Origin of the sequence: Arthrobacter sp. (assembly GCF_031179385.1) — a bacterium.
Taxonomy (GTDB): domain Bacteria; phylum Actinomycetota; class Actinomycetes; order Actinomycetales; family Micrococcaceae; genus Arthrobacter_D.
This window is the reverse complement of the sequence record NZ_JAPSHV010000001.1, coordinates 107573-121505: the sequence shown is the minus strand read 5'-3', so window position 1 is coordinate 121505 and position 13933 is coordinate 107573. Positions and strand designations below refer to the sequence as shown.

14 protein-coding genes and 1 tRNA gene are annotated in these 13933 nt (G+C 64.0%); 5 read left to right on the top strand and 10 right to left on the bottom strand.

The features are described from left to right. The 5 genes from RIF85_RS00555 to RIF85_RS00535 form a co-directional block, all read left to right on the top strand. On the top strand, positions 1-302 hold a 302-nt coding region (locus tag RIF85_RS00555; protein ID WP_309069951.1), incomplete at its 5' end, for a dTMP kinase. Then, a complete protein-coding gene (locus tag RIF85_RS00550; RefSeq protein WP_309069950.1) occupies positions 299-1462 on the top strand; it encodes a DNA polymerase III subunit delta' in 1164 nt (387 codons plus the stop codon). The genes RIF85_RS00555 and RIF85_RS00550, both read left to right, overlap by 4 nt. Next, on the top strand, positions 1459-3006 hold the full coding sequence (locus RIF85_RS00545; RefSeq protein ID WP_309069949.1) for an alpha/beta hydrolase: 1548 nt from the start codon (positions 1459-1461) through the stop codon (positions 3004-3006). Before RIF85_RS00550 ends, RIF85_RS00545 begins: the two co-directional genes overlap by 4 nt. A 79-nt stretch (positions 3007-3085) precedes the next feature. Continuing rightward, positions 3086-3158 (top strand) — tRNA-Thr (locus tag RIF85_RS00540). A gap of 106 nt (positions 3159-3264) precedes the next feature. Beyond that, a complete protein-coding gene (locus RIF85_RS00535; RefSeq protein ID WP_309069948.1) occupies positions 3265-4059 on the top strand; it encodes an SDR family NAD(P)-dependent oxidoreductase in 795 nt (264 codons plus the stop codon). Between the two features lie 5 nt (positions 4060-4064). Here RIF85_RS00535 and RIF85_RS00530 read toward each other — a convergent pair whose 3' ends face one another. From RIF85_RS00530 to RIF85_RS00485, 10 genes are all read right to left on the bottom strand, one after another. Beyond that, positions 4065-4646: a hypothetical protein gene (locus RIF85_RS00530; RefSeq protein ID WP_309069947.1), complete on the bottom strand. Its 582-nt coding sequence runs from the start codon at positions 4644-4646 to the stop codon at positions 4065-4067. A gap of 9 nt (positions 4647-4655) precedes the next feature. Next, a complete protein-coding gene (locus tag RIF85_RS00525; protein WP_309069946.1) occupies positions 4656-5804 on the bottom strand; it encodes a zinc-dependent alcohol dehydrogenase in 1149 nt (382 codons plus the stop codon). A 68-nt stretch (positions 5805-5872) separates the two neighbouring features. After that, positions 5873-7729: an amylosucrase gene (locus RIF85_RS00520; RefSeq protein ID WP_309069957.1), complete on the bottom strand. Its 1857-nt coding sequence runs from the start codon at positions 7727-7729 to the stop codon at positions 5873-5875. Between the two features lie 99 nt (positions 7730-7828). Continuing rightward, positions 7829-8875 carry a beta-propeller fold lactonase family protein gene (locus tag RIF85_RS00515; protein ID WP_309069945.1) on the bottom strand — a complete coding sequence of 349 codons (1047 nt, stop codon included), beginning with the start codon at positions 8873-8875 and terminating at the stop codon, positions 7829-7831. Between the two features lie 109 nt (positions 8876-8984). Continuing rightward, positions 8985-9824, bottom strand: coding sequence for an aldo/keto reductase (locus tag RIF85_RS00510; protein WP_309069944.1), 840 nt, complete (start codon positions 9822-9824; stop codon positions 8985-8987). A 65-nt stretch (positions 9825-9889) separates the two neighbouring features. Continuing rightward, entirely contained in the window at positions 9890-10348 is a 459-nt protein-coding gene (locus tag RIF85_RS00505; RefSeq protein WP_309069943.1) for a hypothetical protein, read from the bottom strand. A 16-nt stretch (positions 10349-10364) separates the two neighbouring features. Next, a complete protein-coding gene (locus RIF85_RS00500; RefSeq protein WP_309069942.1) occupies positions 10365-11015 on the bottom strand; it encodes a bacterial proteasome activator family protein in 651 nt (216 codons plus the stop codon). Between the two features lie 31 nt (positions 11016-11046). Next, positions 11047-11301: a hypothetical protein gene (locus RIF85_RS00495; RefSeq protein ID WP_309069941.1), complete on the bottom strand. Its 255-nt coding sequence runs from the start codon at positions 11299-11301 to the stop codon at positions 11047-11049. Positions 11302-11404: 103 nt separating this feature from the next. After that, a complete protein-coding gene (locus RIF85_RS00490) occupies positions 11405-11581 on the bottom strand; it encodes a YbdD/YjiX family protein (RefSeq protein WP_309069940.1) in 177 nt (58 codons plus the stop codon). Beyond that, entirely contained in the window at positions 11581-13878 is a 2298-nt protein-coding gene (locus tag RIF85_RS00485; RefSeq protein WP_309069939.1) for a carbon starvation CstA family protein, read from the bottom strand. Before RIF85_RS00485 ends, RIF85_RS00490 begins: the two co-directional genes overlap by 1 nt. Positions 13879-13933: the final 55 nt, after the last annotated feature.

Genomic DNA, 13933 nt, shown 5'->3' with positions numbered 1-13933 from the left:
GCCGGGGCCTGGGTGCGGACAGCGTGCTGGATATCAACATGTGGGCTGTCGAGGGACTGCGCCCGGACCTCACGGTGCTGCTGGACGTTGACCACGTCGAAGGACGCGGGCGCCGAACCTCCAGTGCAGCCGAGGAGGACCGGATGGAATCCGAGCCGGACTCCTTCCATGAGCAGATCCGGACCGCGTTCCGCCAGCAGGCCTCAGCCAACCCTGGACAGTACCTGGTGCTGAATGCATCCGACCCGGTTGATTCGATCGCGGAAGTCATCGCACAGTCCGTACGGGAACGGCTCGCATGAGCGTCTGGACATTCCTGACCGGTCAGGCAGCTGCAGTTGAACAGCTCCGCCGCGCCGCAGCAGCCGAGCAGCCCAGCCACGCCTGGCTGTTCACCGGTCCTCCCGGTTCCGGCCGATCAAATGCCGCACGGGCGTTCGCCGCTGCCCTGCTATGTGACCGCCCATTACTGGCCGAACGCGGCTGCGGTGAGTGCAAAGGATGCACGACGGCGTTGGCCGGCTCGCACGCGGACGTCACCAACGTGACCACGGAGAAAGTCACCATCAGCATCGACGAGGCTCGTGAGCTGGTGAAGAAGGCCCAGGATAAACCGTCCACCGGCCGGTGGCGCGTCATCATCGTGGAGGACGCGGACCGCATGCAGGAACGCAGTACCAACGTCTTGCTGAAGGCCATTGAGGAGCCCCCGCCGCGCACCATCTGGCTGCTCTGTGCGCCCAGCCCCGGCGATGTCCTTGTGACCATCCGTTCCCGCTGCCGCTCCGTCAGCCTGCGGGTGCCGCCGGTCGATGCCGTCACCGACCTGCTGGTGCAGCGCGATGGAATCGACCCGATCATCGCCGAAGCAGCTGCCCGGGCCGCGCAAAGCCACATTGGGGTGGCAAAACGGCTCGCTACCGATTCCGATGCCCGGGAACGGCGCAACCAGATCGTTCGGTTGCCTCTCAACCTGCGCAACATTGCCGGCGCGATGCGCGCCGCCGCCGACCTGGTGAAGCTGGCTGAGGCTGAAGCGCAGAGTTCCTTTGAGCAGCGCGATGCTGAGGAAAAAGCGGCTCTGCTGACCTCGCTCGGAGCACCCGAATCGGGCACTCTCCCTCCCGCCATCCGTGCCCAGGTCAAGCGGTTGGAGGATGACCAGAACCGACGCGCCAAGCGTTCCAAGAATGACTACTTCGATCGCGCCCTCACCGATCTCACCTCGTTCTACCGTGACGTCCTGATGCTTCAGCTCGGCGCCGGCGGCCACCTTGTGAACGAGCCGCTGCGGCCCGAACTTGAACGCTATGCGGAACACGGGACACCGGAACAGACGCTCGCCCGCATTGAAGCCATCAACAAAGTGCGCACCCGGATCGTTGGAACCAATATCGCCCCCCTGCTGGCCATCGAAGCGATGGCCGTCAGCCTGCTGCCAGAGAAGGAACTCTCCGCGTGACACACTCCAAACCCGTGCGCCGCTCACCGCTGCGTTCACTGGCAGGTGCGGCCGCCGTCGTCGTCGGTCTGGTTCTCTCCGGCTGCACGGCGGGTCCGGACACCGGCGCGGTGACGGCGCCGCCAGAGGTGATCGGCGAGGTTCCGGAGAACCTGCAGGAGTTCTACACCCAGGAGATCACCTGGGAGGAGTGCGAGGGCGAGTTCGCCTGCGCCACCGTCAAGGTGCCGCTGGATTACAGCGACCCGGGTCGGCAGTCGATCGACATTGCGGCTATCCGTCTTGACGCCTCGGGCGAGCCTCAGGGCTCGCTCCTGATGAACCCGGGCGGTCCCGGCGTCTCCGGCTACAACACAGTCCGTGATTCCGCGGAGTTCCTCCTCAGCGATCGACTGCGCCAGTCCTACGACGTGATTGGATTCGACCCGCGCGGCATCAACCGATCGTCGGCGGTGGAATGCCTCACGGATGAGGAACGCGAGGAAGCCCGGACAGAAACGATTCCCCCGGACGCGACCGATGAGGAAGCGATCGCGCTCATCGAGGAAGATTCCGCCGAGTACGCCGAGCTGTGTGCCGAACGGTCGGGCGAGCTGCTTGGCTACATTGACACCGTGAGCGCCGCGAAGGACATGGACATTCTGCGCGCCCTCGTCGGCGACGAGAAGCTGAACTACCTCGGGTTCTCCTACGGCACCCAGCTCGGCGCTGCTTACGCCGGCCTGTTCCCGGAGAAGGTCGGGCGCTTGGTGCTCGACGGTGCTGTGGACCCTTCGCTGAGCTCTGCCGAGATCACGGCCGGTCAGGTCGCGGCGTTCGATGAGGCCCTTCGCAGCTACATCGCAGACTGCCAGTCGCAGAGCGACTGCCCGCTCCCCGGTGATGTCGAGGAGGGCGTTTCCGTCGTCGATGACCTCTTCGAGTCGGTCGAGGCCAGTCCGATGACTGCGTCGGACGGCCGGCTGGTGACCATCGGGACGTTCTTCCAGGGCTTCGTGCTTCCCCTGTACGACAGCGGAAGCTGGCCTGCGCTCACGGGAGCGATCGACCGTGCACTCCAGGGCGATCCCACGGAGTTCCTCCGGTTCGCCGACCTGAGCGCTGAACGGCAGCCGACCGGGGAATACCTGACCAATGCCTCCGATGCGTTCACCGCGGTGACCTGCCTGGACTATCCAATGTCTGCCGACCCAGAGACCATGGCAGCGGAGGCCGAGGCGCTGGAGGCGTCGTCGGAGGTGTTCGGTGAGTACCTGAGCTATGGCGCTCTGGCCTGCGAGAACTGGGAATACGAGCCCGTCAATGAACCTGCGCCGGCCAGCGCTCCGGGCGCGCCGCCGATGGTGGTCATCGGAACCACCGGGGATCCGGCCACCCCCTACGAGTGGTCACTAGCCCTCGCCGATCAGTTGGAATCCGCCGTCCACGTGACCTGGGAAGGCCAGGGGCACACCGCCTACGGCCGCTCCGGGGAGTGCATCGAGTCGCTCGTGGACGACTTCCTCATTGACGGCACGGTGCCCGACGACGGCGCCCGCTGCTGATTTTGACCGGTGAGCTTACGCTCTTATACAGTTATTCCTTGTTGAACGGGCCAGGTTTCAGCCTGGCGCCCAACAACTAGCCTCCTTAGCTCAGTCGGTAGAGCGTCTCACTCGTAATGAGAAGGTCGCCAGTTCGATTCTGGCAGGAGGCTCTTTTTGTGCCCTGTGCCGGGCTTGTTTCCCGTCTCCGCCCTTTCGCTCCGCTCCTCCCCGTACGAGAATAGGCAGCACGCTTACCTTTCCTGGGAGGATTCGGTCATGGAAACAGATCGCCCGCTTGCACTCATCACCGGCGCTTCGAGCGGTATCGGCTACGAACTGGCGAAACAGTTCCTTTCCAACGGCTTCGATGCCCTGCTGGTCGCCGAGGACGCGGAAATCACCACCGCGGCGAACTCCTTGCAAGACCTTGGCGGGCAGGTGTACGCCGAGCGCATCGATCTGTCAGAGCGCGAGGGCGTCGACCGCCTTTACTCCAGTCTGACCGCCCTGAAGCGGCCGCTGGAGGCTGCGGCGCTGAATGCCGGCATCGGCGCCGGCGGACCGTTTCTGGAGAACCGGCTGGAGGATGAGCTGCGCCTGATCGACCTCAACGTTGTGTCGACGGTCGCGCTCGCCAAGCGGGTGGCTACGGACATGGTGGCCCGCAACCATGGCAGGATTCTGTTTACCTCATCCGTGGTTGCACGTATGCCGTCGCCGTTCCAGGCTGTCTACGGCGCATCCAAGGCGTTCGTTCAGTCGTTCGGCCAGGCACTGCGTAACGAGCTGAAGGATACAGGCGTCACCGTGACCACTCTGCTTCCCGGCCCCACCGACACCGAGTTCTTCGAACGTGCAGATCTCATGGACACGCGGTTGGGAACTTCGAAGAAGGATGACCCGGCACTGGTGGCAGAGCAGGGGTTCAAAGGATTGATGGAGGGCGAAGGTAACGTGCTTGGTGGCTCCCTCAAGTCCCGGGCGATGGGGATGAGCGGCAATGTCACACCGGACGCTGCCGGGGCGGAAATGAACCGGAAGCTGAACGAGCCCGGATCCGCGCACTCGTAGGGCCGCTAGCGGCCGCGCCGCACCAGCTTCCTTGTGATCGCGAACGCTACCCCACCGGCGGCTACCCATGGACCTCCCACGATCAACGGGTCCAGCCACTGATGGTTGATATCGGAGCGCTTCACACCGAAACGTGACGCGACGCCGTGCGCGCTCTTCTCAGCCAGAACGCCGGTTTCCGTCACAGGGTTATCGGGTCGCGCGGACGCAAATGAACGCAGGTGGCTTTCCCAGGCGTCCACCCTGTCGCCGAGGATGAGCAACAGCCAGTGAGCCGCACGGCCCTCACTATAGGACGCATACGCATGACGGCGAATTGCACCGGAAACGCCCTTGAGCGGAACGGAGGTTCCGAACACGGGCGGAACGATGTCGTGTTCGATGGAATGCTCGCGGTTCTCGGCCCCGGGCTGCTGCTCAGGGAAATCCCAGTGCGCGCCCGTATGGAAGGGGGCCAGCTTCTCCCGCGGATAGGACGGGCGGTCCGCCGGATCCAGGTCTGCGCCCCAACCCGGGATGCGGGCGCGGAGCTCGTCACGGGTTTCGGTGTTCCTTGGCTTGTTGGCAACGTATGGCGTTGAGTGCACGGCGCTCTCCTAGCTTGCGTTCGGAACGATCAGGGGCTTGATGCAGTTGTCCAGCTTGGCCGAGAAGATGTGATATCCCTCGGCGATGTGCTCCAGTGGTATGCGGTGAGTAACGATGTCGTTAGGCTTCAGGTAGCCGTTGCGAATGTGTTCCAGGAGGCGCGGCCACTGGCGCTTGACCGGGCACTGATTCATTCGCAGGGTCAGCCCCTTGTTGACGGCGTCGCCGAATTTCACGGCACTGAAGATAGGTCCGTACGCGCCGACCACAGAAACGGTGCCACCCTTGCGGACCGAATCGATGGCCCAGTTCAGGGCGATGGGTGATCCGCCCTGAAGCTTGAGCTTGGTCCCGGTCACCTGCTGGAGGAAGTTGCCGTCGGCTTCGGCGCCCACCGCGTCGATCACGACGTCGGCCCCCAGATAATCGGTCGCCTTCTTCATCTCGACCACGATGTCGTCGTATTCGTTGTAGTTGTAGGTCTCAGCGTGCGCGAAGGTGCGGGCCTTTTCCAGCCGGTACTCAAGCTGGTCAATCACAATGACTCTGCCCGCCCCCATCAGCCATGCGGACTTTGCCGCATACAGTCCCACCGGACCTGCCCCGAAGACGACGACTGTGTCCCCCTCCACGATGTCACCCAGCTGAGCGCCGAAATAGCCCGTGGCGAGGGCATCGGTCATGAGGAGGGCGTCCTCATCCTCCAGCCAGTCAGGAATCAACGACGGTCCGACGTCCGCAAAGGGGACGCGCACATACTCGGCCTGGCCGCCGTCGTACCCGCCGCACGTGTGGGAGTAGCCGTAGATGCCTCCCACCGCGGTGGCATTCGGGTTGACGTTGTGGCAGTTCGAGTAGAGGCCGCGGGCGCAGAAGTAGCACGACCCGCAGTAGACGTTGAAGGGCACCATCACGCGGTCGCCCGGGCTCAGCGTCTGCACCGAACCACCTACCTTTTCGACCACACCGATGAACTCGTGGCCAAAGGTGGTTCCTACCCGGGTGTCCGGCATCATCCCGTGGTACAAATGCAGGTCCGATCCGCAGATCGCGGCTCTGGTTACCCGGATGATCGCATCGTTCGGATGTTCGATCGCAGGGATGTCTTTTTCTTCTACACGGACCTTATAGGGGCCGCGGTACACCATTGCTCGCATGGTCACCTCGCTGTCGGCTGCACGTCAGAATAGTAAGCATACTGTCGAAGTGCTCGCTCCGACAGGCCTTATCTGTTCGCGTAAGCGACCCGCAGCCAGACGAAGCTGCGCGGAGCAAGCTCGATACCGGCGTCCATGTTCTCCTGCTCGTGCGTCAGCAGATTGGCCGCCGTCCGGTTGAACCCCGATAAGACAGCCGGCGCCACGGCCTGCGGACTGTCACCGAAGTTGGCGAGCACCAGCACCGCTGTGCCTTCGCCGGGACGCTGATATCCGAGGACGTGCCGGTTCCCGGTCCGGAAATCCACCAGACAGGTTCCTTCAAACTCGGGGGTCGCTGCCCGGATGGAGATGAGTTCGGTCAAACCGGAGTAAACGGCGCCCTGCGGCGTGGAAGGATCCCTACGCTTCGCATAGCTGTCCGCGGGATAGTGCGGGCGGTGCACCCATCTGCTGTCGGCTTCATGACCCGGCTCAGCGGCATAGCCGTAATCGTTCCCCTGCGCAACCTCGTCGCCCAGATAAATCAGCGGAACACCGCCCGTGCTCAGGATGATCGAGTGGGCCAGGAGGATACGCTGCACCGCTGCCTCCGGTTCCGTTTCCAACCCGAGCAGTGACGCCGTCGTTCCCGAGATCCGGCAGTCGCCGGTCCTCGGGTTGTCTTGGAACGGAACCCCGTGAGCGAAGCTGCCCGGAAAGCGATTGACATAGAAGGAGTTGAGGAAGCGGCGGTGCTCGAACCCGTTGATGCCCAGCTCGGCAGCGTCTTCGTCGGCGAACGTCCACCCGATGTCATCGTGGCTCCGCACGTAGTTGATCCAGGATGTTCCCTCCGGGAGGTTATGCCTGCGTTCCAGCGCCTGCGAAAGGAGCGAAACGTCACGCGTGGCCATGGCTTCCCAGATCAACGCCATCTGTAGGGGGTTGTAGGAGAGCTGACACTCCCCCGGATCAATGTATTCGGCGACCTGATCCGGATGGACGATCGCCTCGGACTTGAAGAGGAGCGAGGGCGCGGCGAGTCTGCACACCGCGTTGAAGGCCTGCAGGAGCAGATGCGCTTGAGGGAGGTTCTCGCAGGACGTACCCACCTGCTTCCAGATGAAGGCCACCGCGTCCATGCGGAGGACACTGATGCCCTGGTTGGCGAGGAAGAGCATTTCCTCCGCCATTGCACGGAAGACCTCGGGGTTCGAGTAGTTCAGGTCCCACTGGAAGCTGTGAAAGGTAGCCCACACCCAGCGTCCGTCGTCGAGCTGGACGAACGATCCCGGGTGGTCGTCGGGGAAGATTTCCCGGGCGTGGGACTCGAAGGCATCCGGCATGGTGCGGTCAGGGAAGATCCAGTAGTAGCCGCTGAAACGGGAGTCTCCCTCCGCCGCCTTGCGTGCCCAAAGGTGTTCATTGGACGTGTGGTTGAAGATGAAGTCGACGACCAGTTTGATGCCTGCGCTGCGCAGCTCTGCGGCCAGTTCGCGAAGCTGAACCATTGTTCCCAGCCCGGGATGGACCTCTCGATAGCTCGAGACTGCGTAGCCGCCGTCTGAATTCGGCTCCGGGGCAAGGAACAACGGCATCAGGTGCAGATAGGTGAGCCCGAGTTCCTTGAAGTAGGGGATGCGGCTTCGTAACCCCTCGAGATTCTCCGCGTACCTGTCGACGTAGCAGACGCCTCCCAGCGCCTTGTTGGAGAGGTACCAGGCGATGTCATGCTCCTGGTCGTCGTCGACTTCTTTCAGCTCGGGAGGCCGCGCGACCCATGAACGCGCGGCGAGGAGCACGAGCTGTGTGAGCTGCTCCTGCCAATCGTTTCGGTCCCCGTACAAGGACTCGAAGAGCCGATACAAAGTAGGAAAATGCGCGTCGAGCCGACGGTTGAAATCCAACCAGTTCGCTTCGTCGGACTCGGCGTCGGAGCGCATGACGTCCCTGATGCGTGTGAAAGCGCCGTCCAGATCGTTCTCAACCATCGGTCCTCCAGCCGTGGGCGGGTGTGCGCTCCATCCTGTCAGACGCCGTGCTCAGCGTGCCGGGATGACGCAGGCAGGGGCGGGAAGGTTCAGCGAATGCACCTGGTCGACCTGGCCGGAAGCCTGGACGCACAGCACGTCGAGGGTGGACGAGCCCTGGTTCGCCACAACCACGAAGTCGGCCGCGTCATCCTCGGCAGGCACGACCGCGAAGTGCCGGGGCCATGACCCTCCCACCGGTGAATCCGAGAGATGCGTCAGCGTTTGCTCCCCCGAGACGGTGAAAACCGCGAGGACGTCGGGGCCGCGGGTTGCGGCGTACAACAGGTTCCGTGTCCCGGTGGACGCTCCGACGTCCACGTGAGAGGGCTGGCTTGGCTGCCCGGCCGGCACGGAGGCGGCGAGGGCCGGAACTGGACTGAGGGGCAAATCGCTCCCGTCGGTACGAAGCACGTGCAGTCGTGAGTCCAGTTCACCAACGACGACGACGGCGCCTCCCGGCAGCGTTGTCATGTGGCGTGGCCCTGTGCCCGCCGCGAGCTGCACCACGACCCCGTTGGGACCGGACGCAGTGAACCTGCGCACTTCGTCGGTGCCCAGGTCACTCACCCACAGCTGCCCGTGGCCGGCGTCGTGAATGTAGTGCGCGTGCGGGCCGTCCTGCCGCTCCGGGTTGGGTCCGGATCCGGTGTTCCGGTATACCGCCGGGTCTTCAACCGGCTCACCCTGCTCGTTCAGGTCCAGCCGGGTGACGGCGCCGTCGCCGTAGTTGGCGACCCATAACCGTCCTTCCGCGACCCGGAGGTGACACGGGAAGGACCCGCCCGTCGCAACTGCACCCAGAAGATTCAGGCTGTCATCCTCGACGGCGAAGGCGCTGACGCTCCCCTGTTCCGCTTCGCGCACCGCATACAGCACAGGGCGGGAAGGATGCAGCGCCAGGAAGGAGGGCGCCGTCGTCGTCGCCAGCAGGCGTTCGCCGGTCAGGCTCCCACTCCGCCGGTCGAGGGCAACCCGCCAGATGCCTTCCCCAGAGCCGGGCTCAGTGCCGTCGGCGGGATAGGTGCCAATCAGGAGGTCCACTGTTTCTGTGTGCATGAGGACCATTCTTCACACAAAAGTGCAGGCACTGCATGCGTTGACGGCAACGCGCGCAATGCCTGCACTTCCGGAATGAATCAGCCGCGACTGGCGCGGGACGTGCCGATCAGGCGAAGTCCGCCGTCGCCGGGTTGGCACCGATGCGGCCTGCCTCGCCCTTGTCGAGTCCGTTGATCGCTTCGATGTCTTCCTCAGTCAGCGAAACATCCAGTGCACCCCAGTTCTCGATGATGCGGGACTCGGTCACCGACTTGGGAATGACAACCAGACCCAGCGCGAGGTGCCACGCGAGCACAACCTGAGCGGGGGTAGCTCCCCGCTTCTCGGCGATGTCGGCGAGCACCGGGTCTTCGAGCAGGCCCTTCCCTGATCCAAGCGGTGACCAGGACTCATGCAGGATCCCCTTTTCCGCTTCGAAGGCGCGCAGTTCGGCCTGATTCAGGTAAGGGTGGGTCTCCACCTGGTTGATTGCGGGCACGACCCCGGTCTCGTCGATGATTTCCTGCAGCGCTTCGACGGTGAAGTTGGATACGCCGATGGAGCGCACCCGTCCGCGCTTCTGCAGCTCGACGAGCGCCTTCCAGGTGTCCACGTACTTGCCCTGCTTGGGCTGGAGCCAGTGGATCAGGTAGAGATCCAGCGTTTCCAGGCCGAGCCGCTGCATGGAACCCTCGAAGGCCTTGAGGGTGCTCTCGTAGCCCTGGTCTGCATTCCACAGTTTAGTGGTGATAAACAGCTCATCCGGGTTCAGTCCGGATGCTTCAATCGCCCTGCCCACACCTGCTTCGTTGCCGTAGATCTTTGCGGTATCGATGTGGCGGTAGCCCGCCTTGAAGGCGCGCCCGACGACGTCCTCCGCCGTTGCGTCGTCGACCTGCCAGACGCCATAGCCCAGTTGGGGAATGGTGCGGCCGTCGTTGAAAGTCAGGTTCGGTGAGGTGCTCATGGGTTCCTTTCGATGACTGATTGCTTCTTCGAACTGTGCTAACTCACGCCTGCCGGCAGGTATTCCTACGAACTGGTTCCTGACAGCAAACGTTCAGCTTCCGCCACATCCTCGGCAACGACGTCCGCCCGTCGCCGGACGTTCTCGAGCCCGGCCGATGCAATCCCCCAGCGTTCCCCGTCAAGACGGGCCATAGCTGCGGCCTCGGCTGTGGTTGCGAGCGCGTTGCCCGCGCGGGACAGTGCCCGGTGCACCTGAAGGAGCGCACCGGGTATGTCCAGACCCTCGCTGGGATGCCGGGAGTGCGCCGCTACACAGCACTGGCGGACACGCGGCAGCAACTCTGCCAGCTCGTTGGCGAGACCGGCGAGGTCGTTGTAGACGTCGTCGTCCTCCACGCCTTCCAGGATCTGGTGATAGCGGTCGAGTCCGCGCCGGAAGCGGTCGTGGGCACGGCGCCACACTCCCGTGCCGAGCTCAGCATCATCCCTGCGGCCCTGGCGGGCCGCCGCAAAAAGTGCCACCTGCGCCTACCGGCGCTTACAGATACTGGCCCGGGCCATGGGTGTCGGGCTTCTGCGGCGGGTTCGCCGGCCTCGGGCCGGGCGCACGCCGCGGCTCACCGTCTTCACCCACGACGACGCCGGGCGCTATGACCGTGCCGGGCGGCAACTGCCGGAGCTGGAGCTGCGCCGCGAGTTGCTGGTTGACCATCTGCTGGGCGGCCAGGGCTGTCTGAATACCGTGGAAGAGGCCTTCGAGCCAGCCCACCAGCTGGGCCTGTGCGACACGAAGTTCAGCATCGGTGGGGACGGAGTCGTCGGTGAAGGGCAGGTTGATCCGGTGCAGTTCCTCGACCAGCTCGGGCGCGAGCCCGTCCTCAAGTTCACGCACCGACCGCTCGTGGATCTCGGCGAGGCGGCTGCGCCCGGCGTCGTCCAGCGGGGCGCTGCGGACTTCCTCAAGCAACTGCTTGAGCATGGTGCCGATGCGCATGACCTTGGCGGGCTCGTCCACCAGCTCGTGCAGCTTTGTAGGCTGGCTGCTTTCACCGCGGGATCCGCGGCCGTCGTTTTGTTCGGGGAGCCCGCGTCCGGCATCAAGTTTGCCGAGGAGAACCGGGCTTTCCTGGTTGTGCTTGGCCGCTTGTTCAGGAGTGACACTGATGTGCTCAGGCTGCTGTTCGGTCATAGGTTTATGCTCTCACGTGCCTTGAGGAGCGTCAGTCAGCCTCGTCCTGGTGGGCAAGCTCTTCCTCACGGCCCCTCTTGTACTCGCCGGCCGGGCTCACGCCCGGGACCTGTTGCCCGGCGTTGAGCTGCCCGGAGGTGAAGTGTCCTTCGGAGAATTCGGGGCCGCCGTCGTTCTCTTCCTGGGGTAGATTCACATCCTGGCGCAGATGCTGGTCCTCGGATTCAGCACCGGGGCTGGGTGCTCCGACGTCTTCGCGCAGATGCTCTGGAAGGTTCTCGGTCATCCCTCTAGCAAACCACGGGGGCTTGCCCGGCGCTAGGGAAGGGTCGCACAGCTGAGGCGGGCCCAACACAGTTGGACCCGCCTCAGATGCGCAGATTTCCGCCCTAGCAGCAGCGGCCCTCCGGATTGGCGTCCTGGCGATCAGTCTTGTCGCGCCAGAACTGCCGCTCCGTCATGGGAGGCTCGTTGCTGTGGGTCGCGGCATGGTGGTCGAGGTACTGCTGGTACGCGTTCTCGCCCATCACACCTTTGAAAAGCCAGATCAGCTCCTTGACGCTCATCAGTGACCTGCCCGTGCCGGTTTCCGGTCATGCGGAAGAGCGGCCCACTGCGCTTCGAGCTCCTTCTCGGCCGGAGTAGCGATCAGGCCCGCCGGAGCGTAGGTGCGGGACGGCACGGCGGGGTCCTCAGCGCTCGGTCCGCCGCCGGTTCGGTAGGCCTTGACGGTGGCGATGATCGCCGTCGCAATGACGATGATCGACAGCACCACGAAGACGATAGACAGCGTTCCCTGGATGAAGGTGTTGCGGACGACAGCTTCCATGGCGGCGACCGTCGGTGCATTGCCGAAGCTCTCCTCGCCGGCGGCCAGCGCGTTCCGGAAGGCAAAGTGGTTGGCCCAGTAGCCCACGGCCGGAACCGGAGAGAAGATCTTGAGGAACGACGCCGTGATGGTGACCACTGACGCGAAGGCCAGCGGCAGGGCGGGGATCCACAGGTACTTGAACGCGCCCTTCTTCGCACAGATCGCCATGCAGACCGCGAGCGCGATCGCCGCGAGCAGCTGGTTCGCGATGCCGAAGAGCGGGAACAAGGTGTTGATTCCGCCAAGCGGGTCGGTGACGCCCATGATCAGGATCGCGCCCCAGCCTGCCACCATGATGGCCGTACAAACCCAGGCACCCACCCGCCAGGAGGTGTCCTTGAACTTCGGCACGAAGTTGCCGATGCTGTCCTGCAGCATGAACCGCGCAACGCGGGTACCGGCGTCGACCGCTGTCAGGATGAACAAAGCCTCGAACATGATGGCGAAGTGGTACCAGAACGCCATCATGCCTGCGCCGCCAAAAAGGCCCTGCATGATCTGGGCAATGCCGACCGCGAGCGTCGGCGCACCGCCGGTACGCGAGACGATCGACTCCTCACCGACGTTCGTGGCCAGGGTGCTCAAGGCTTCGGGAGTGAGGTTCACTCCCGTTAGACCCAACCCGTTCACGAACGCCACGGCGCCTTCAATGGTGCCCCCGGTTGCCGCTGCGGACGAGTTCATCGCGAAATAAATGCCCCGGTCGATCGACAGCGCCGCCACAAGGGCCATGATCGCCACGAATGATTCCATGAGCATGCCGCCGTAACCGATGAAACGGGTCTGGCGTTCCTTCTCGATCATCTTCGGAGTGGTGCCGGAGGAGATCAGCGCATGGAAGCCGGAAAGCGCTCCACAGGCAATCGTCACAAACAGGAACGGGAACAGCGTGCCCGGGACCACGGGGCCGTCGGCACGGCTCGCGAATTCACTGAAGGCGGGGACGTCGATTTCCGGCCTCACAATGACGATGGCGACCGCCAGCATGACGATGGTGCCGATTTTCATGAACGTCGAGAGGTAGTCGCGGGGTGCAAGGAGCAGCCACACCGGCAGAACGGCCGCAATGAACCCGTAAATGATGATGCCCCAGGCGATGGTGACGCGATCGAGGGTGAAGATCGCTACGCCCCAGTCGGTCTCAGCAATCCAGCCGCCCGCGATGATGGCAAGCATGAGCAGCGCGAAACCGATAAGCGAGACTTCCGTGACCTTACCGGGACGGATGTAGCGCAGGTACACGCCCATGAAGAGCGCAATCGGGATGGTCATCGATACGGAGAAGACGCCCCACGGGCTTTCGCCGAGGGCGTTGACCACGACGAGTGCGAGGATCGCCACGATGATGATCATGATGGTGAGGGTCGCGATCAGGGCTGCAGTACCGCCGATCACGCCGAGCTCCTCGCGCGCCATCTGACCGAGCGAGCGCCCGCCCCGTCGCATGGAGAAGAACATCACGAGGTAGTCCTGGACGGCGCCGGCGAGGATGACGCCGATGATGATCCAGATTGTTCCTGGCAGGTAGCCCATCTGCGCAGCAAGGACCGGGCCTACGAGCGGGCCCGCGCCGGCGATGGCGGCGAAGTGGTGGCCGTAGAGAACCCGGCGGTCTGTAGCGGCGTAATCCTTGCCGTCAGCCTTGTACTCAGCGGGGGTGGCCCGGCGGTCATTGGGTTGCAGCAGTTTCCGCTCGATGAACTTCGAGTAGAACCGGTACGCGATCAGGTAGGTGCAGACAGCCGCGAACACGAACCACATTGCGTTGACCGTCTCGCCGCGGACGATCGCGAGCATGGTCCAGCTGACGCCACCGAGTAGCGCAATGCCTACCCAGATCGCAACCTTCAGCGGTGTCCAGCCGCGGTCTTCGGTATCCACATGCACCGCGGTCGGCGGCAGGTTCGGATCGTGCTGGAGGACATCAGTGTCCTCATCTCGTTCGACGCGGCGTGCCCCCGCCTGCTCGCGCCCGGGGTTGTTCTCACTCATGGTGCTCCCTTGTATGTGAGTGGCTTAACTCACTGAACGTAGCAGGGGAGCGAGT